Source organism: Enterocloster aldenensis (assembly GCF_003434055.1).
In the GTDB taxonomy this organism is placed as follows: domain Bacteria; phylum Bacillota; class Clostridia; order Lachnospirales; family Lachnospiraceae; genus Enterocloster; species Enterocloster aldenensis.
Genome location: NZ_QVEX01000001.1, coordinates 491251 through 510784, shown reverse-complemented (window position 1 = coordinate 510784; position 19534 = coordinate 491251). Strand labels below are relative to the sequence as shown.

General features: G+C 46.4%; 22 protein-coding genes. 16 read left to right on the top strand and 6 right to left on the bottom strand.

Features of this window, described 5'->3' with window-relative positions:
* Positions 1–56: 56 nt before the first annotated feature.
* Positions 57–794, bottom strand: coding sequence for an ABC transporter permease (locus tag DWX59_RS02300; RefSeq protein ID WP_117555891.1), 738 nt, complete (start codon positions 792–794; stop codon positions 57–59).
* Positions 795–816: 22 nt separating this feature from the next.
* Entirely contained in the window at positions 817–984 is a 168-nt protein-coding gene (locus DWX59_RS29730; protein WP_319638824.1) for a DUF6783 domain-containing protein, read from the bottom strand.
* Between DWX59_RS29730 and DWX59_RS29725 the strand changes: the two genes are divergently transcribed.
* The gene (locus DWX59_RS29725; RefSeq protein ID WP_319638825.1) at positions 904–1080 is read left to right on the top strand and encodes a DUF6783 domain-containing protein; all 177 of its coding nucleotides are present in this window, start codon (positions 904–906) and stop codon (positions 1078–1080) included. The genes DWX59_RS29730 and DWX59_RS29725 overlap by 81 nt on opposite strands.
* On the opposite strand, the gene DWX59_RS02290 is transcribed toward DWX59_RS29725, so the two are convergent.
* Positions 1013–2182 (bottom strand): ABC transporter substrate-binding protein, encoded by a 1170-nt coding sequence (locus DWX59_RS02290; RefSeq protein ID WP_117555889.1) that lies wholly within the window; start codon positions 2180–2182, stop codon positions 1013–1015. The two genes, DWX59_RS29725 and DWX59_RS02290, sit on opposite strands and share 68 nt — an antisense overlap.
* A 165-nt stretch (positions 2183–2347) precedes the next feature.
* Between DWX59_RS02290 and DWX59_RS02285 the strand changes: the two genes are divergently transcribed.
* The 11 genes from DWX59_RS02285 to DWX59_RS02225 all read left to right on the top strand — a co-directional run bounded on the left by DWX59_RS02285 (position 2348) and on the right by DWX59_RS02225 (position 13640).
* Positions 2348–2587 (top strand): (2Fe-2S) ferredoxin domain-containing protein, encoded by a 240-nt coding sequence (locus DWX59_RS02285; protein ID WP_008719124.1) that lies wholly within the window; start codon positions 2348–2350, stop codon positions 2585–2587.
* A 2-nt stretch (positions 2588–2589) separates the two neighbouring features.
* Positions 2590–4713 (top strand): [Fe-Fe] hydrogenase large subunit C-terminal domain-containing protein, encoded by a 2124-nt coding sequence (locus DWX59_RS02280; protein WP_117555887.1) that lies wholly within the window; start codon positions 2590–2592, stop codon positions 4711–4713.
* Positions 4713–5891, top strand: a complete 1179-nt coding sequence (locus tag DWX59_RS02275; protein WP_117555885.1) for a SpoIIE family protein phosphatase — start codon at positions 4713–4715, stop codon at positions 5889–5891. Before DWX59_RS02280 ends, DWX59_RS02275 begins: the two co-directional genes overlap by 1 nt.
* 268 nt (positions 5892–6159) lie before the next feature.
* The gene (locus DWX59_RS02270; RefSeq protein ID WP_117555883.1) at positions 6160–7611 is read left to right on the top strand and encodes a 4Fe-4S dicluster domain-containing protein; all 1452 of its coding nucleotides are present in this window, start codon (positions 6160–6162) and stop codon (positions 7609–7611) included.
* 502 nt (positions 7612–8113) lie between these two features.
* Positions 8114–8500, top strand: a complete 387-nt coding sequence (locus DWX59_RS02260; RefSeq protein WP_117555879.1) for a hypothetical protein — start codon at positions 8114–8116, stop codon at positions 8498–8500.
* 66 nt (positions 8501–8566) lie between these two features.
* The gene (locus tag DWX59_RS02255) at positions 8567–9574 is read left to right on the top strand and encodes a hypothetical protein (protein WP_117555877.1); all 1008 of its coding nucleotides are present in this window, start codon (positions 8567–8569) and stop codon (positions 9572–9574) included.
* 316 nt (positions 9575–9890) lie between these two features.
* A complete protein-coding gene (locus tag DWX59_RS02245; protein ID WP_235844883.1) occupies positions 9891–10175 on the top strand; it encodes a hypothetical protein in 285 nt (94 codons plus the stop codon).
* Between the two features lie 1077 nt (positions 10176–11252).
* Positions 11253–11402, top strand: coding sequence for a hypothetical protein (locus tag DWX59_RS28590; RefSeq protein ID WP_166460155.1), 150 nt, complete (start codon positions 11253–11255; stop codon positions 11400–11402).
* A gap of 91 nt (positions 11403–11493) precedes the next feature.
* Positions 11494–12354, top strand: coding sequence for a recombinase family protein (locus DWX59_RS29150; protein WP_227116609.1), 861 nt, complete (start codon positions 11494–11496; stop codon positions 12352–12354).
* A 40-nt stretch (positions 12355–12394) separates the two neighbouring features.
* Positions 12395–12799, top strand: a complete 405-nt coding sequence (locus tag DWX59_RS29145) for a hypothetical protein (protein WP_235844881.1) — start codon at positions 12395–12397, stop codon at positions 12797–12799.
* Positions 12800–13277: 478 nt separating this feature from the next.
* The gene (locus DWX59_RS02225; RefSeq protein ID WP_117555873.1) at positions 13278–13640 is read left to right on the top strand and encodes a hypothetical protein; all 363 of its coding nucleotides are present in this window, start codon (positions 13278–13280) and stop codon (positions 13638–13640) included.
* A gap of 362 nt (positions 13641–14002) precedes the next feature.
* On the opposite strand, the gene DWX59_RS02220 is transcribed toward DWX59_RS02225, so the two are convergent.
* Together DWX59_RS02220 and DWX59_RS02215 are read right to left on the bottom strand one after the other, a co-directional pair.
* Positions 14003–14557, bottom strand: a complete 555-nt coding sequence (locus tag DWX59_RS02220; RefSeq protein ID WP_117555871.1) for a GNAT family N-acetyltransferase — start codon at positions 14555–14557, stop codon at positions 14003–14005.
* Positions 14547–15062, bottom strand: a complete 516-nt coding sequence (locus DWX59_RS02215) for a GNAT family N-acetyltransferase (RefSeq protein WP_117555869.1) — start codon at positions 15060–15062, stop codon at positions 14547–14549. Before DWX59_RS02215 ends, DWX59_RS02220 begins: the two co-directional genes overlap by 11 nt.
* Before the next feature lie 408 nt (positions 15063–15470).
* Between DWX59_RS02215 and DWX59_RS02210 the strand changes: the two genes are divergently transcribed.
* The 4 genes from DWX59_RS02210 to DWX59_RS02195 are packed head-to-tail and all read left to right on the top strand — an operon-like array spanning position 15471 to position 18182.
* Positions 15471–16046 (top strand): TVP38/TMEM64 family protein, encoded by a 576-nt coding sequence (locus DWX59_RS02210; protein ID WP_227116611.1) that lies wholly within the window; start codon positions 15471–15473, stop codon positions 16044–16046.
* 23 nt (positions 16047–16069) lie between these two features.
* Positions 16070–16687, top strand: coding sequence for a CDP-alcohol phosphatidyltransferase family protein (locus DWX59_RS02205; protein WP_117555867.1), 618 nt, complete (start codon positions 16070–16072; stop codon positions 16685–16687).
* Positions 16687–17514 (top strand): phosphatidylserine decarboxylase, encoded by an 828-nt coding sequence (locus DWX59_RS02200; RefSeq protein WP_166460154.1) that lies wholly within the window; start codon positions 16687–16689, stop codon positions 17512–17514. The genes DWX59_RS02205 and DWX59_RS02200 overlap by 1 nt, the downstream gene beginning before the upstream one ends.
* A gap of 32 nt (positions 17515–17546) precedes the next feature.
* The gene (locus DWX59_RS02195; RefSeq protein ID WP_117555863.1) at positions 17547–18182 is read left to right on the top strand and encodes a hypothetical protein; all 636 of its coding nucleotides are present in this window, start codon (positions 17547–17549) and stop codon (positions 18180–18182) included.
* Between the two features lie 66 nt (positions 18183–18248).
* On the opposite strand, the gene DWX59_RS02190 is transcribed toward DWX59_RS02195, so the two are convergent.
* Positions 18249–19529 (bottom strand): histidine kinase dimerization/phospho-acceptor domain-containing protein, encoded by a 1281-nt coding sequence (locus DWX59_RS02190; RefSeq protein WP_207660392.1) that lies wholly within the window; start codon positions 19527–19529, stop codon positions 18249–18251.
* Positions 19530–19534 lie beyond the last annotated feature (5 nt).

The window sequence follows — 19534 nt, the reverse complement described above, 5'->3', positions numbered from 1 at the left end:
ACATTTTATAGGCGCGTGTATGAAAATAGCGTTCCTGCAGGCCCTGTCTGATATGGCTAATGTTTTACTTTCACTAAAAAATACAGGAAAATGCGTTCAAATACAGCGCTGACAATTATAATGACAAAGGTCCAGGCAAAGAGCCCGGCAGTATCCAGATAAAGCTTGGAGTAGTAGAGCTGTTCGCCGATGGAACCTTCCGGTATTCCGATTACCTCGGCGGCCACGCCGGATTTCCAGCTCATGCCCAGGGCGGTCCGGCATCCGCTGATAAGGTAGGGCAGTACGGCGGGGATATAGATATAGCGCACCTGTTTCCACAGGGGCATCCGGAAAACCAGGGCCATCTCCAGAAGTTTCCTGTCCGTGTGTTCCAGCCCTGACAGGGTATTTACATATATCATGGGGACCACGACCAGAAAGGACGTAAAGACGGCCAGGTTATGGGAACCGATCCAGATAAGGGCGAGTATGACAAAGGAAGCCACGGGAACCGACTTGATTAACAGCATTACCGGCTCCAGCAGTTCCCTTATAAGGGGAAATGCATAGGCCAGGCACCCTAACAGGATACTGAGTACAAATGCCCCGAGAAAGCCAAGGCTTATTCTGGCGAAAGAACTGAAGATGGAGGCCCAGAAGGAGCTGTCACGGACAAGCTCCAGAAGGGCCTTTACCATATCCAGCGGGCCAACAAATATGATGTTGTTGTGTATCAGCATATTGGCTGTCTGCCATACTGCAATCCAGAACAGCCAGATGAAGTATTTTCTTATACGGGTATTTTGATTCATGAAAAATGTCTCCGACAACCAGTCATATAGTATCCGCCCCTAAAGGCCGCCGCTCCCTGGGGCCTGTTTGAAAATTCATTCCCGCCATCTGTACGCCCTGCTTCGCTGCATATTTGGTTCCAATTCGGTTAACGCAGCCCGCCATGACTCCCCCATCGGGACAAAATCTTCCGCAAAGCGGAACGCACAGTCGACGGAACCCGGCTTTCAAACACACCCTATGGCATATAATAAAAGTCATCCCCGGGCATCTGTCCGCCGATGGATTTGGCATCCTGTTCCATGAGGATGGAGAGGTATCCGCTTAAGGCATCCTTCATCTCCTGTCCTGTGAGGCATACGATATTGCAGTAAGGAAGGGCCTTCTGGGCGATGGGGGCTTTCTCCACAATGCCCTGGGCAGCGATAAGGGCAGCGGCTTCCTCAGGGTGTCCGGAAGTGAACCGGGCGGATTCGGCATGGTCTTTCAGGAAGTCCCCAATGGGAGACCTGTTCTCCCTGAGGAAATCGCTGCGCACCAGGGTGACGCCTGTTACCAGCATGCTGCCGCTGTCTTTGTTCAGCAGGTTCCACTGTTCCGTCAGGTCCAGCACGGTTTTCAAATCCTCATTCTGGATGCAGGCGGCTGTGGCAAAGGGCTGTGGCAGTACGCCTATGGCGCTGGAATCCTGCTTTAAGATAGAGGCGACCTCGGTGGCCTCAGACTTAAACTGGAGGTCCACATCGCCGGAGCCAAGGCCATTTTCCTTTAAGAGGTAATTCATCACGTATTCAGGCGTGGTGCCCTTGCCGGTCATGTAAATGGTCCGTCCCTTAAGGTCTGCCATGGACTTGATGGAATCATCCGATGCAACCACATAAAGGACGCCCAGGGTGTTGATGTCCAGGACCGTTACATTTCCCTGGGTCTTGTTGTAAAGGACGCTGGCCACATTGGCCGGTACCAGGGCAATGTCCAGGTCGCCGTTTGCAATCTTGCCCACCAGCTCGTCCGCCTTGCCGGTCATGGTAAATTCATATACATTGGAGGTTTCGCCCTTGGCCGCCTTGTCCATCAGGGACACCAGTCCCATGGAGGTAGGGCCTTTTAAGGAACCGATGCGGATTCCGGCCTGGCAGGTCAGCTGCGGTTCATCGCCGGATCCGCCGGCGGTAAGCTCTTTGGCTGAATCAGCCGGACTGCCGGATTCATCGGCCGGTGAAGGACCTGTTTCCTCTGATTCGGTCCCGCTCGTGGTCTCCTGGGAATCAGGGGCAGGGGTTTCTGTCTGTGCGGCGCTGGCAGAGGTGTCCTTAACTGCGGCACCCTGTCCGGATCCGCCGCATCCGCCAAGTATCAGGGAGACGCCCAGAAATGCTGTTAAAAGTATGGAAATAGAACGTTTCATAATACAATCTCTCCTTTCGTAAATATCCTTTACTATAGCACAACAGGCCCTCCTTTTCTATAAAATATTTGAGAAATATTATTGATATAAATATCACAATGTGAGATAATGGAGATACCGTTTGGGGTGAACTCATAATACACGCAGATAGTGGAGGAATAAGGGATGAAAGTAACGATTTGTATTGGAAGTGCCTGTCATTTAAAAGGGTCCAGGGAGATTATTGCAAAGCTTCAGAAATTGGTTGCTGAGAATGGCCTGTCTGACCAGGTGGATTTAAACGGCGCATTCTGCACAGGCAACTGTGACCACGGCGTATGTGTGACCGTGGAGGGCGAACTCTATTCATTGAAACCGGAAGATACCGAGGAATTTTTCGAAAATGAGATAAAAGGGAGACTTTGATTATGGGCATGGAAATCATTGATTTCAAAGCCACAAAGTGCAAGCACTGCTACAAATGCGTCCGCTACTGCGATGTAAAGGCCATCCAGGTCAAGGATGAGCGGGCGGTCATCATGCCTGACAGGTGCATACTGTGCGGACATTGTCTCAAGATATGCCCTCAGTCAGCCAAGACCCTTCGGAGCGACCTGGATATGGTGAAGGGATTCCTGCGGGAAGGCATGCGGGTGGTGGTATCCATTGCGCCGGCTTACATGGGACTTTTAAAATATAAGACAATCGGGCAGGTACGGGGAGCCCTGATGCGCCTTGGGTTTGAGGATGTGAGGGAAACCTCGGAGGGCGCTGCCTTCGTGACGGCCGAATACGCGAAAATCCTTAAGGAACATAAGATGGACAACATCATTACCACCTGCTGTCCAAGCGTCAATGACCTGGTGGAGATTTATTATCCCCAGCTGGTGCCGTACCTGGCGCCGGTGGTGTCACCTATGATTGCCCATGGGAAGCTTTTAAAGGAAGAGCTTGGACGGGACGTAAGGGTGGTATTCCTGGGGCCGTGCATTGCCAAGAAAAAGGAGTCCAAGGACCCGCGGCATGAAGGCTACATCGATGCCGTGCTGAATTTTAATGATATCAATAAGTGGCTGGAGGAAGAGGACATTGTCATTGAGGATTGTGAGGACCGGCCATTTACAGCATTTGACCCCAAGGTCAACCGCCTGTACCCAGTGACCAACGGAGTGGTGAACTCGGTGCTGGCAACCGAGGAAGAAAACGACGGTTACCGCAAGTTCTATGTCCACGGCGTGGCTAACTGCATTGATTTGTGCAAGAGCATGGCGCGGGGGGAGATAAACGGGTGCTTTATTGAGATGAATATGTGTTCCGGCGGATGTATCAAGGGACCTACGGTAAATGACGAATTCATTTCCAGGTTTAAGGTCAAGCTGGACATGGAGGAGAGCATTGCGCGGGAGCCCGCGGCACGGCGCCAGATGGAGCCGGTGTGGGAGAACGTGGATTTCGGCAAGCGGTTTGAGGACCATTCTCCCAGGGATTTACAGCCCACGGAAGAGCAGATACGTGAAATCCTGCGCATGACCAACAAGTTTAAGCCGGAAGACGAGCTGAACTGCGGAGCCTGCGGTTACCCTACCTGCCGTGAGAAGGCCATTGCCGTATTCCAGCACAAGGCAGAGGTGAGCATGTGCATCCCGTTCATGCATGAGAAGGCGGAATCCATGGCCAACCTGGTAATGGAAACCTCACCCAACATCGTGCTGATTGTGGGGGATGACATGCGCATTCTGGAGTACTCGGATGTAGGTGAGAAGTATTTCGGCAAGACACGCTCCGAGGCCCTTAAGATGTACCTGTACGAACTGATTGACCCGGCTAATTTCCAGTGGGTGTTTGACACACATCAGAACATCCATGGCAAGCGGGTAAATTATCCGGAATACAGCCTTTCCACCTTACAGAACATTGTATACATAGAAAAAGAAAACGCTGTCCTTGCCACTTTCATCGATATCACCAGGGAAGAAGAACTGGCCAAGGAAGAGTATGAGAAAAAACTGGAGACTATTGACCTGGCCCAGAAAATCATCCATAAACAGATGATGGTGGCCCAGGAGATAGCCGGGCTCTTAGGAGAGACAACGGCTGAGACCAAGACCACCCTGACCAAGCTCTGCCATTCCCTGCTGGAAGATGGCAGCGATGGCATCTATGGGGGCGGCGAGGAAGACATAACGCTTCCGGACGTGCACCTTGGCAGCGGGGCAAGGCCCTTAAGCGGCGTCATGACGCCGGGGAATACCGGGGCTGGCGCCGGGACGGCAGGAAGCGCCGGGCTGGCAGGCAGTACCGGGATGACAGGAAGCGCCGGGCTGGCAGGCGGCATAGGGACGGCAGGAAGCGCCGGACTGGCAGGCGGTACCGGGACGGCGGGAAATGCCGGAACAGCAGGCGCTGCCGGGATATCGGGGAATGCCGCGGCACCGGAACAGAAAAAGGGCTATGTCCACATTGGAAGCGCGGCTCCGGCGGGCAGGAAGACAGGGTATGTCCATCTGAACAGCGCTGATTTGAAGAAACCAGGCGGCAGCGGAGGTAGATAATGGGAATTACAGTGGATGTTGCTTATAAAAGCCTGAATAAATATACCGAAATCCTCTGTGGAGACAAGGTAGAACTGCTTCAGACCGCGGATTCCAACATCATGATCCTGGCCGACGGCATGGGCAGCGGCGTCAAAGCCAATATTCTGTCCACCCTGACTTCCAAGATACTGGGAACCATGTTTCTTAACGGCGCCACGCTGGAGGAATGTGTGGATACCATCAGTGAGACACTCCCAATCTGCCAGGTGAGGCAGGTGGCATATTCCACCTTCAGCATCCTTCAGGTGTATCATAACGGTGATGCCTATCTGGTGGAATATGACAACCCGGGCTGCATTTTCATACGGGACGGCAGGCTCATGGAGATACCGAGGAATGTGCGCGTCATCCAGGGCAAGGAGATTAACGAATACAGGTTCAAGGTACAGAAGGGCGACGCCCTGATTCTCATGAGTGACGGGACCATCCATGCAGGCGTGGGCGAGCTGTTAAACTTTGGATGGCTGTGGCAGGATATTGCGGATTACGCGGTGCGCCAGTATCCGCTTACTGTATCCGCCATGCGTCTGGCCGCCTCCATCAGCAGGGCATGCGATGAACTATACCAGTTCAGGCCGGGGGACGATACAACGGTGGCCTGCATGCGCATCATCGACAGCAAGCCGGTGCATCTGATGACCGGTCCGGCCCGCAACCCGGAGGACGATGTGCGGATGGTCCACGATTTCATGGCGGATTCCAATGCCAAGACCATTGTGTGCGGCGGTACCAGCGCCACCATTGTGTCCAGGGTATTGGGGAAAAAGCTGGATGTATCCCTGGATTATGTGGACCCGGAGATTCCGCCCATTGCTTATATGGACGGCGTGGACCTGGTTACGGAGGGCGTGCTGACGCTGAACCGTGTGCTTCAGCTGCTGCGCCGGTATGTGAAGAATGAGACTGTGTCCGAGGAGTTTTTCCAGGAACTGGATAAGCCCAACGGCGGCTCCATGGTGGCCAAGGTATTGATTGAGGACTGTACCGAGGTACATCTCTATGTGGGAAAAGCAATCAACAGCGCATACCAGAATCCGGGCCTGCCATTTGACCTGGGAATCCGCCAGAACCTGGTGGAACAGCTGGGACGTGTGATAGAAGAGATGGGAAAGACCGTGGTGGTAACCTATTATTAGGATTGTACCTTATTAAATACTTGCATTTTCAGTACAAATATAGTAGATTTTCAGGTGTTGATATAAAATTAACAATCTAGTGCCGTGCCAGGCAGGTACTTGGGCCCTCCGGTGTAAATGCGCCGGGCGGCGTCAGACGGCTATGTCTGGGTGGAGCTGCCCGTCAGGCTATGTCCGGGTGGACCTGCTCATAGGATATGTCCGTCGGGACCTGCCCGTCAGGGTCTGCCGGCACAGCGCCAGGTACTCATAACGAGGAGGAGAAGAGATGGTAACCAATGATGCGACTATCCTGCGTCTGAAGCATGATGTTCTCTATGAGGTGGCTAAGGCTGCATGGGATGGAAATCTGGAAGAGAAGCGCGGCGAGATTCCATATTCCATGATACCGGGGCCACAGGCAGCTTACCGCTGCTGTATCTATAAGGAAAGGGAAATCATCAAACAGAGGGTGCGCCTGGCAGAGGGCAAGTGTCCGGCCGGCAAAGACACCTCCAATGTGGTGCAGGTCATCAATGCTGCATGCGAGGAGTGTCCCATTGCTTCCTATATAGTAACCGACAACTGCCGCAAGTGTATGGGAAAGGCCTGCCAGAATTCCTGTAATTTCGGGGCAATCAGCATGGGCCACGAACGCGCCTATATTGACCCTGCCAAATGTAAGGAGTGCGGCAAATGTTCCCAGGCTTGCCCATATAATGCAATTGCCCATCTGGAGCGTCCCTGTAAGAAAATCTGCCCTGTGGACGCCATTACATATGATGAATACGGCATCTGCGTGATTGACGAGAAGAAATGCATCCAGTGCGGCGCCTGTATCCACAGCTGTCCCTTTGGCGCCATTGGCTCCAAGACCTTCATGGTGGACGTAATCCGCCTGATTAAGGCTGGAAAACGTGTGGTTGCCATGGTGGCTCCTGCCACCGAAGGCCAGTTCGGGCCTGATATCACCATGGCCAGCTGGAAGATAGCCCTTAAGCAGCTGGGCTTCGCGGATATGGTGGAAGTAGGGCTGGGCGGCGACATGACGGCTGCCTATGAGGCTGAGGAGTGGGCCCAGGCCCACAAGGAAGGCAAGAAGATGACCACTTCCTGCTGTCCTGCATTCGTCAATATGATTAAGCAGCATTTCCCAATGCTTTTGGATAATATGTCCACAACCGTATCTCCCATGTGCGCGGTATCCAGGATGATAAAGAGCCAGAATCCGGAAACCATAACCGTATTCATCGGACCGTGCATTGCCAAAAAAAGCGAAAGCCTGGATTTGAACATAGAAGGCAACGCTGACTATGCCATGACCTTTGGGGAAATCCGCGCCATGATGCGGGCCAAAGGCGTGGAACTGCAGCCCGCCGAGAACGATTACCAGGAAAGCTCTGTGTTCGGCAAGCGCTTCGGCAACGGCGGAGGCGTTACCGCTGCCGTGCTCCAGTGCCTGGAAGAGATGGAAGAGAGCACCGACATCAAGGTTGCCCGCTGCAACGGGGCCGCCGAGTGCAAGAAAGCCCTGCTGCTCATGAAGGTGGGGCGGCTTCCTGAGGACTTCGTGGAAGGCATGGCCTGCGTGGGCGGCTGCGTAGGCGGACCCAGCCGTCATAAGACCGAGGTGGAAGCCAAGAAGGCAAGGGACCAGCTGATTGGTGCGGCTGAGGAGAGGCGCGTGCTGGAGAACCTGAAGAAGTATCCGATGGATGGGTTTTCGATGCATCGGCATTAAGCTATGGTAGTTTAGATGCCTTGGCCCTGGGAGATGAGTCTCCTGGGGCTTTTTCGTTCTTCTGCTAGTAAATCGTGTGTTTATAGGTTTCCCTAAAATGGGGTATTGTTTTAATTGTGTATATAGCGTTAAAAATGTTAGGGAAAAAGAAACTATATACACAGATAATAGACTGTAATGTGTATACAGTTATTATAAATATAGAACAAATAATGGCCGAAGGAGTAGAGCTGGGAGCCTTTTTTATTTATTCTTCTTCAAGCCATAAGATTGTAAACAGAAGAGTATTTTGGTGTAATATTAAACGGATTTAAGATTAATAATAAAATGATTTATGGATACGATAGAGCTCAAAGGTGTTGGTGATGCAAAGATTCACTGCGAAAGAGAGCGTTTTATGCTATTAGCGGTGAGAGTATAATTTATGATGTGGTAGACAGCTATTTGGCATTGCTCGGAAAAGTTATGAAATAAGAATTATTAAAAAAGGAGAGGTTTGTGCATGGCAAGTACAGAGAAGCATTATCCAAACATTACATGGGCACAATTTGCTATGGCTAAGAATATTATTGCTATGCTTTTTGAAAGTAATGAAACAGATTACGCTGCATATGCTCCATATATACATGCATTGAGTAGTTCTACTAATCCTTACTATTGTATGGCTGTTGCATCTGCAAAGTTGCGTTTGGGGAGAACAGAAGAGGCCGACCTATATGCATATAAGGCACTTTATTACTTGAATGATACGGAGGATTATGAAATCTATAAAAGTTATTTTGGGTATTATAATCAAAACCTCAACAGATACCATGATGAGAGTAAAACAGAAAGAGTAAAAGGGAATTCTGTGGTTACGCTTGAAGAAAATAATCCTGCGGATTCTTGACATCCTGAGATTAAGGTATTATGTCTCGATTCGGAGAGTGAGTTTTCTGATATAAATAATCGAAGCATGGATATTGAACATATAACATCGAGTAATCCATTGTTCTTAAAAATTCAGGGTAGCCGGTTAAAACAAGTACTAAAAATTGGCGGAATTAATTTTAAAATCACAAAGATCTGTTCAAGAGCTGATTTTGCAGCAGGGTTCATTTTTAAAAAGATTAATCAGCATCCAGATAAATTTGATGGAGCTGTTATGGTATTATCCTCAGAAAAGCCCGAAGAATTATTCGAGAAAATAAAGTCTATGACGGATAGAACAGAACAAAAAGAGGAATTGCTGAATCTCTATCACTTTAAGAAAAATGAAATAGGATTACCAATTGATTCGTTCAAAAATGGTGATTACGACAGATATGTTGATGCATTAAATATGCTATTACACGCAAAGGATCATGCGTTTTATACAGGATATCCAATATATGAGGATGAGGAAAATCAAAAATATGTTCCGTCCTTGTCAACAATGGTATTACTGAGTTCCATGAACTGGTTGAATGTACTAACTGCAGTAAAAGATAGTTTGCTCTTGCCAGGATCATATATGGGTTTCTTTGCAGAGAGATATAGGACGGCAAAGCAGATAAGTCTTGTGTCGCCTGGAAAGTTGGTTAATGTAGATAACCAGCTCACTTTGATTAAAAATGATTTGGCACATGTAGAAATATGGGAAAGAATTATTGATTTTTGTACAGACTGTAAAACCATATCAATTTCTGATGATGAAAGAATCGGATACAAAGTAGGGGAATATATAGATGGCGAGCAGTTAATGGCAGCAGCAAGTTTGCACGTAATTCATTTAGATGCTTTTGTTCTGTCTGCTAAAGAAAAGGCGACTCTGTTATGCGATGATTTGTTTTTCCGTAAATTGGCTACGTACACAAAGATAAGAAATATAAATTTTGTGTCACTTCTTAGACACTATGTGGATAATGGTTTTGTTGTACCTATTATCTTGGAATTATCTAAAACGGAATGGAGAAATAGACCATACCACAATAAATATGGCTAAATCGGCCCAATATGAAAAATTCTACATTTTGTATAAGGACAACCAATATCGATACTTCACATTCGCAGCCATAAATCAAACAGTATTCCCCGTTCGATTTGTGTGCAGATTAAAGGGAGGTGCATCTGTTTGGATGCCTGGTCACCTGACAGGTGGCCGGTTTCTCATGGAGAGTACGGAAATACAAGTAAAATGGAGGATTTTAAGGTACACCCTGTAGGTGGTTCTGCCGTATTTAGGACAGGATTTTTATGACATATGGATATGGACTTCCGCCAGGATATCCGATATGGTGTTAGCGGAAGGAGGAGAGCCGATGAAGGGGCGTATGGGGGAACAGTGCGAGGATATCATAGCGGACAGGGTGGAATGGCTGGTGAACCGGTGGCAGGAAGGAAAGACACAGGAAGAGAGGGATGCAGACCGCAGGCTAAACGAACGGATGGATCATTGGATGAATGAAATTACTATGGAACAGAGGGATGCGATAGAGGGCTGTATCGATGGAATGCTGGACGGGAATGGGATGTGTCATCTGTATGAGGATGGGGGGGGGTGGGATACGGTTGATGAAGATGATTCAGGATATATGATGTTATAATTTTAGGGTGGCCGTCATATCAAATGACGGCCACCTGGATGTCCATGTATCAGTCTGTCTGGAGAAAACGGATATAAATGTCAAGGGTACGGGGCATGGAGGAGGAAGCCTTTGATGTCCAGGGTCATTCATAAGGACGGACCGGTAGCCGCAGTGGAAATGCCAGAGGACAAACTGTGGGGGATGTGTAGGAGGGGTTGAAACGCCCAGAGGTAAAATAGGATGGCTTATGCCTTAAATAAGCATTGATTTTAACAATAGAAATTGAATCAAGATTGGGGTACCCCCCCTACCGTTGCTGTCATATTATATGGCGGCTTTTTGTTTGGGATGGAAAAAACAAGGCAAAAAAATCAAGTAAAGGCGATGCCAGTGCAAAAAACTGGGTAAAAGTAACTAAAGTTATATATGTATTTTGACGAAGTTGAATTTTTGCGGTTATCAGGAGGCCTATTTTTTACCTCTAGAAGTAGGGGGATTTTTTTGGGAGAAAGAAAAGGGGAGGATAGGGGTATGACCAGCCAATCCGTTACTTTGGCTGTCCGGTCGTGAGGAACGGAAGCGACGTGAGGGGGGCGCGATGACTGCCTGCAGGACATGGTCCTGTCCATGGAGGTGTGTTACATCTTAAGGAAGGAGCGGCACATACCTGACTCTAAATCAACCATAAGCAGGGTTGAATCGCCATGCCCCGGGTAGCTGACAATGATACTTCCGTCCAGTCACAGCCCCCTTGGCTGGGGACCACGCAATGAGGGCGGCCTCCGGAGAACCTGGAGGAGGTGGGATTCCTATGATGCCTGTCAGCCGCAGGCAGGCGGACTGGCTGCCCTGTCCAGGCATCCTTCTGGACATGCCTCGGGGATTAGTATCAAATAGAAGCACTAATATGTAACAGAAAGAAGGTGGTTTCAATGTCAGACCATGCAGAAGTCCTCCTGGGCCAGCTGCATGGATGTGGGATTGAACGATGCCAGGATGGGTGGTAGGGTAAAGGACGGGCATTTCCATGACGGCTCCAAAGGTATACGCATGAGGATATCCGTGAGGTGGAAATAGGGTATTCCCGGAGGAAATATGGAAACAACTGAACTGCTACAATACCTGCGTTTCAGGGAAGTACAGAAGATACTGGACGAACTGCTGCACAAAAGGATGATAGACCCTGTCATTTACGACATGGTCCTACAGAAGTACCAAAGGATATGTTCCCAACATGTTGTATGAAAATTTGGGAAATATGAGAACTGATACTTGATATGGTGCAGGAAGTGTGGTAATGTGTCTTGTTGAAAACGCAGGAAAGGAGGCACAGCGAGTGGCGGAAGTATTATGTATTCCAAAGGCCATACCGGAACATACAGGATACCAGATACGGGGAATCCGGGTGTGTGCATATTGCCGTGTCAGCACGGATGACGATAGCCAGTATCATTCCTATGACGCACAGACGGAGTATTATAAAGGCCTTATCCAGAAGAATCCGGACTGGGAATTCTGCGGGATTTATGCGGACGAGGGTATAAGCGGAACCAGCAGATGGGGGAGGGAGGACTTCCAGCGGATGATGGAGGAATGTGAAAAAGGAAGGATAGACCTCATCCTGACCAAATCAATCACCCGGTTTGCCAGGAACACGGTGGACACCCTATCCACGGTCCGGCATCTGAAGGAACTAGGGGTAAGTGTGTACTCCGAGAAGGAGAACATCAATACCCTGGATGACTCAACGGAAATGATACTGACCATCCTGAGCAGCCAGGCCCAGGAGGAGAGCCGGGCCATCAGCACCAACGTCAAGTGGGGCTATGCAAGGAAGTTCGAGAAAGGGGAATCCACAAGACAGAGGAGCTATGGATTCAGGAAGGCATCAGATGGGGAGATGTGCATCGTGGAGGAGGAAGCCGCGGTCATCCGCAGCATGGCCCGATGGTTCCTGGACGGGGACAGCCTGGAAGGAATCAGGCACAGGCTGGAGGACGCAGGAATAGAGACCGCCACAGGTAAGAAAACATGGAGTACGGGTACCATCTACAACATACTGACCAACGAAAAAATCATGGGGGACGTGCTCCTGCAGAAGACATTCACTGCGGACTACCTGGGCAAAAAAGGGGAGGAAGGTAATCGTATGGCGCTGCATCAACCGTCTGGAATATGGTACGGAACGCTGCCATGAATCGCCTACATTAAAAGAAGGGGTAGTACAGGAAGCAATCATGGGAAAGCTGCACAGCCTGTCAATTGACCAGGAAGAAGGAAACTTCTTAAAAGGAGTAAAGGAAGATATCCTCCGGGCTGCTAAGGTTGTGGGAGGGGCCTGTACAGGGGATGAGATTGATAAGACCATAGATGAACTGCGTGACCAGCTTATGGACTATGTGGGCATGGCTGCAAGGGAAGATGGTTGTGAGGCCTGGTACGGCGACCGGATGCGGAAGCTGGGATTACAGATAACGGAATTAAAGAAGAGGAAGGAAAGTATACAGGAGCAGGCGAAAGTAAGGGAAGGCTACATGTATCTGGATGGGGAAATCAGCCGGATCATGGATAGGGGGGTAAAGAATCAGGAAAGGCGTTTGATAACATTTTCATACGTCAGATGGTCCGGGAGATACGCGTGATATCTAAAAATAAACTTCAGATCCTGTTGCGGACAGGCATCACGCTGGATGTGGATTTATGATTGTTTCATGTTGCTAACGCTTGTCTTAGATGATAAAATGTAAAAAGAGGATTAACGGAAGATTGATTAAATATGGTGTTAAGGCTTGCAGACGTATAGACTGCATAAGATGGAGGAGTTATATACATGTACAGAGTTGAGCTTAGTTTTGATTCAGACAGACTGGAACAGGATGTGCTGGAACGGTTATATAAAAAACGGATGAAATCTTTGAGTCTGAGGACTTAAACTGCATTGACAGACTATCGGTCCGGGTCTATGCAGATAAGGGCAGGAAGCAGGACTATGGCCGTTTCTGGGCTGCTATTTTTGCACTCAAGGAATCATCCGAACTTGCTGATAACCTAAAGGAATGTATCTGGTATAATGGTGCAGAAAAGGAAAACCTGCTTACAGAGTTTCTGAGGAATTAGTATATGGATAGCGCGAAGAAGGGAATAAATTTAGACCTGGATACTGAGGCATTGAAACGCCATTATACAAAAGGGGACTGGCATAAAGCTTATTATGAAGTCAGGAACCACTTTGAGAAAAACGGATTTGAACACATACAAGGGTCCGGGTATCATTCCCTTATGCCGATGTCAGAAGCCAGTGCAATGGCGGTGATTTATCAGATGACAAAGAAGTTCCCATGGATAAACTATTGTGTCAGCGTCTGTACCATATCAGATGTTCCGGAAACATTTTATATTGCCCATGTCTTTGTCAGGGAGGCAGAGCGGTTGGATTATACGGTGACGGCTGCGGTGCAGGATATTGAGCAGTCATTTTTATAAGTGAGTAACATTTATATGGTGAAGTTTATATTTTCTAAGGTGGTGGAAATCCAGTGAACCAGGCATAGGAAATCAGCCGCAGGAAAATTTCAGAGCAGACTATAAGCTGAATGAGGGATGTATGGGGACTATCCCAAAGATTGTGTATACCTTCAAACTGATGTAAGATAAAATTACACAGTTTGGAGGTTTTATTTTGGAAATTGCCACCTGCTACTTTTCACTTTTCTGTAAAAATGAAAGCAGCAGGTCAAAATAATAGGCCTGCTGCTTAAAATTAAGAAATTCTGAAAATGTAATAAAATATAGTTGAATCAACCCTACAAACTGTAAGTTGTCGACTTCTCTAAACAGGAAGATTTTTAATGCCATTCCTTTTTCAAGATGGCATATTGATAAGTATTTTCATATTTTGGCATTCCGTCTGAAGTTTTGACAAAAGAAATGAATTCCTTAAACAGTCCTTCCTGACGCATGCCGAGCTTTTCACACAGCCTTTGGCATTGAATATTATAATCTTCCGTATAGGCATAGATTCGTCGTGCGCCCTTTTTACGGAACAAAAAGTCAAAGAACGTGTATGCCGCTTCATAAGCATATCCGTGTCCCTGATAGTTCAGATTCAGTATCCAACATGGGCTGAAAGTGTCATTTGAAGGGGACGGGGCATCTGAATCGCTTGGCTCAGGATAACCGCCAATCTCTCCGATGACCTTTCCGCTTTCCTTCAATACAATCGCAAAATAATATTCGGTTTCACCGACACGCTTTTTCATTTCCGCTTTTGCGTCATTCAGTGTATCCAACTTCATACAGGCAAAGCAATTTACCGCAGGCTCGTGTAGATATTCAAATACATCTTCTGCATCGCTTTCAAGGAATGGGCGGAGAATCAGTCTTTCGGTTTTAAGTATCATTTCTTTTCACCTCTAAAATCTGTTTTTTCTTTTCAAATACATAGTCCGCCGTGTTTGATGTAGGATTAAATTCCATGACCTTTACAATGTGATAGCCGCACTTATTGATATAGAACACCGTGTTGCGTATTACCTGCGAAGGTGTGATTAAGTGGAATATCTCTGTGTCGGGAAAATATGCCTCCACCATATCAAGAGCGGTTTTCCCTATCCCTTTGCTTTGGTATTCGACAATGAGAAAGAAAATTCCAATTTCCCGAACACCTTTTCCCATATCCTTAATAATCGCTCCTCCAATGAATTTTTCTCCGTCCTTGATAGATAAAATTGTGAATTTGGGGTCGTCGATGATCTTGCACAGTTCATATTCATCACGGTCGTCATCTGCTGCACCGGGAATGGGGCCATTGGGAAAATACCGTGCATGTACATTGAAAGCCCGTTCGTCCTCTCTGTTAAACAGGTCGATTTCCTCTTTTTTTAATGGTTGTAGATTGAGATTCATATTGCCTCCTAAAAAAGCCCGATTTTTTCATAGTATTACTACGAAAAAATCGAGCGCACTCGACACCTTATCTGACAGGCGGCCTGCAAATCCTTTTAGATTTACAATCCCCCGTGCTACGGCACACTGTCCTCCGGTGACTGACTATTGTAGATATAATAACATAAAGGCTGTAAAAAAACAATATATGGGATGCCAAATATCGAGTACCAAGCCGAATAACAGGCAGAGGAATGGGCTGAACGCTGCCAGGAGCGTCAGAGCCGTTGGCCGTACTATTTTTTAGTTTCCTTAATCGGAACTATTTATATGGGCAGTGGATTTTTACATATAAGAACTTTTAAGATTCTCTTCAGAAACAGTTAAGAAGTGCTTTTTAAAATGGAAACAGGAAAGGAGGGGAGATGAGTGGAGCAGACGTATTCATATAAATGGCTGGCCAGGGGAGGCACGGTAGTGACTGTAATCCTATGTCTGTTTATGATAAAAGCTGGTCTGGAAGGAAAATTCAATTCAGTCGAAACATTGCAGCAATACATTAAGGGTTTTGGAATACTTGCACCGATGATCCTGATACTGATTCAGGCATTTCAAGTTGTGGTACCGGTGTTGCCGGGATTTTTAGGCTGTATTGTAGGTGCGGTTTTGTTTGGTGCCATGGGGGGATTCTGGTGCAATTATATTGGAATCTGTGCGGGATCCATCATAGCATTTGCCTTGGCAAGATGTTACGGGGCACCATTTGTAAAACATTTATTTCCTGCAAAACAGTACGAAACATGGATTGACCGCTTGCAAAATAAACGCAGCTACACCTGTTTTTTTTTCTTATGTATTTTACTCCCATTGGCTCCGGATGATTTCTTATGCTATTTTTCAGGTATTATCAAGATGCCTGTTAAAAAATATGTACTCATAATTTTATCTGCCAAGCCATGGTGTCTTTTGTTTTACAGTTTTGGAGTAGGAGTAGTAATTAACTAATATAAATAGAAGGGATTGAAGAGATGCTTGGATATTATAATTATACGGTTGTATTGACCTATATGGGAATGCTCACGGCATTTACTGGAATTTTGATGGCATGTAATGGAAATATAAATGGAGCGTTAGTGTGCCTTATGCTGTCGGGAGTCTGTGACCTGTTTGACGGACCGATAGCCAGGACAAGAGAACGGGCGGCAGAAGAAAAACGCTTTGGAATACAGATTGATTCCCTGAGTGATTTAATCGGATTTGGCGTTCTGCCTGGAATTATTTTATACCGAATGGCTGAAAAGAGCCTGGTTGGCAGTATGGTATCTGCGGTTTATGTCCTCTGTGCATTGATACGATTGGCATATTTTAACGTGATGGAAGAAAAACGCCAGGATGCAACGGAAGAGGCAAGAACCTGTTATCAGGGGCTTCCAGTAACGGTATCGGCTATTCTTATCCCTGTAGTATGTTATATTCAAAATATAGTTGGAATCAGAAATGGGGAGGGGACCCTGCTTACAATGTCAATTATGGCCGTAGCGTTTTTGATTCCGGTAAAAGTTGAAAAACCGAATTTTCTAGGTAAAATCATAATATCCTTTTTGGGTATATGTGGTTTATTTTTGCTGGCGGGAGGCAGTACCTGATGGGAAATGAAAATAAATTTATCTGTTTCTTATATGGAAATATGGCAGGACGGCTTTGTTTAAAACTATTGACAATGCCGTGGATTTCAAGACAGGCTGGGAAGGTTCTGGACAGCAGACTTTCCCGGCCTTACATTTCTTTTTTTGTTAAAAAACATAATATTGATTTAACGGAAGTTGAAAATGAAGAATATGAAACCTTTAATGATTTTTTTAAACGTTCATTGCTGCCTGGGAGCCGGAACATTGATTTGACGGCAGAAAGTCTGATCAGTCCCTGTGATGGACTGCTAAGCGTATATGAAATTGATGAGCATAATTGGATTCCGGCAAAATATTCAAGATATCGGATTGAGGATTTGCTGGAAAACCGGGAACTAGCGTGTACATACCGTGGCGGTTGGTGCATGGTTTTTCGGCTGAGGCCGTCCGATTATCACCGCTATTGCTATATAGATAATGGATATGTGAAATCCAGAAAAAGGATACCAGGAATATTGCACTGTATACGCCCAATTGCCATGGAAAAGTATCCGGTTTATGTAAGAAACACCAGGGAGTACACAATTATTGACACGGAAAATTTTGGTCAGGTGATTCAAATGGAGATAGGCGCTCTGCTTGTAGGAAAAATACAAAACAACAGATATCAGGGTTATGTGCAGCGTGGTTTAGAAAAAGGGCATTTTGAGTTTGGAGGCTCTACAATTGTTATTTTAATTCAAAAGGAGCAGGCATGTCCAGAACTTGCTATATGGATGCTTTCTAAACTGGGGCAGGAAGTAGAGGTGAAAATGGGACAGAAAATAGGTTGTAAGAGGAATTAATGAGTTAAGGATTGTTAAGAAGTATTTTAGAAATGGTTAAGGAAGAACTGGTAAATTATACATCATCAAAGCAAATGCTTGAGAATAAAATTCAGAAAGGAAATAAAGTTATGAAACAAATCTTAAAAAAGTGTTCAGTATTTATCATGATGGGAGTCATGGCATTTTCACTGGCGGCATGCGGAGGGACAAAGGACAATACAAAGAAGCAGGAGACCAAAGTGGAGAGCACTGCTTCAGCAAAGAAAAAAGTGGAGAATATTAAGAAGCATACGGAAGGAAAGAAAAAGATTAAAGTTCCTGCCAAAGACAAATCCCAAAGTGTACAGGGGCCAGGAGCCGCAGCACAGGGACCAGGAGCCGCAGCACAGGGACCAGGAGCCGTAGCACCAGAATCAAAGGCACCTGAAACGAATGCGCCAACGGCCAATGCGCCCACCAACAATACGCCGACCGCCAACGCACCAGTAACCAATGCGCCGGAGTCTCAACCGGAATCTAATGGCCAAAATAAAGCGGTAGAGAAAAATGAGAAGAAACAGAAATCAGATAAGAAAATCGTGAATGAGAAAAAAAAGAAGAAAACAAAATCTAAGAAGGATGTTGGAGGGAAGAAAGCGGCTGATAAAAAAGAGACCAGTAAAAGAGATTCTGAAAATAGACAGTAGTTCATTCTTAAAAACGGCAGTGCCAGTAAACAGCAGCAAAGATTAAATCTTCGCTGCTGTTACTTTTTAATCTATGATAGGAAATAGTATCCGTATTTTATAGGATTCCTGTTCCATTTCAATCTGACAGATTCCATTCATCTGGTTCATCATGCGTTTGACATTTTTAATGCCGACCTTTGTACTTTCCACCTGTCCGTTTTGCGTTGTAATCTGATTTACTATTTCAATTCCAGCCATATGGTTTTCGTAAATCGTTTTTAAGGTGATTGGAGCAAAAGAGGCTGCATATTTAACAAGGTTGCTGCTCAAATTGTCTACTATTCGTGCAATATAATCCATCCGTACCCCAATCGATACAGCGCGCCATCCTAACTCCGCAGCGACTTTAAAGCCTCGGTTCTCCAAGTACATTGCCAATTCGGACAGATAATCCATAAAGGTGTCCTGCAGCGTCCGTATTTCATTAAGCGGTTTTTCATCTACATCATCATGAATCTGGCTGCATTCAAACAGCCGGTCCGATAATTCCTTCATCATTGAAGCCTTTCCCATAATCTTTTCCAGATAGTATTGTTTGGCAGATTCTTCGGTACAGACATCGGACTGAAGAATCTGGATATACATGGTAAGCGCAGTCAACGGAGTTCGTAAATCATGGGCGATTCCAGTGATTAAATTCTGATTTGCCTGTTTTAAGTCGTTTTCTATTTGTATATTCTGTTTAAGGGAAAGCCTGAGCTGTTCCAGGCCCTCTGCAAGTTTAGCCAGTTCATCCTCTCCCATTACAGTAATCGGATGCTCCAGGCATCCGCCCTCCATGACACTGATTGCTGTCTGCAGTTCTTGAATATATTGAATTCCCCTTTTTATACCTAAGATAAACAGGACAAGGAATACAAGAAAAGTGAGCAGAATTTCTGCAATCAATGCAGAGGTGTAAAACTGGTAGTCGAAGATTCCAAGCAAGACGATATCAGCTTCACCATCTGCAAATTTGAGCGTGTAGCGGTGATTTTTGTAATAGGGTATTTCCAGATTATCAAGAACCATATCCATGGGGCTTCCGGAGGCATATAGGAGACGGTTGTCACGGTATATCTCCAAATACACAACATTCTTCTTTTTCACCCATTTTGATAAGAAATCCCTGTCATAGGGAGTTAGCGCTCCTTCCTGGATATATTCCTGTAAATGCTCAACGGTGCGCTGCTCGGCATGCTCCAGGTAGTCGGATTTATAAAAGAAACAGTCTAATCCCCAACTAATTCCCGTATGCAGTACAAAGAAAAAAAGAATGCCTGCTATGGCAGCGCCTAAAAAGAGAAGAAGAAGTTTCTTAATCAAATTGT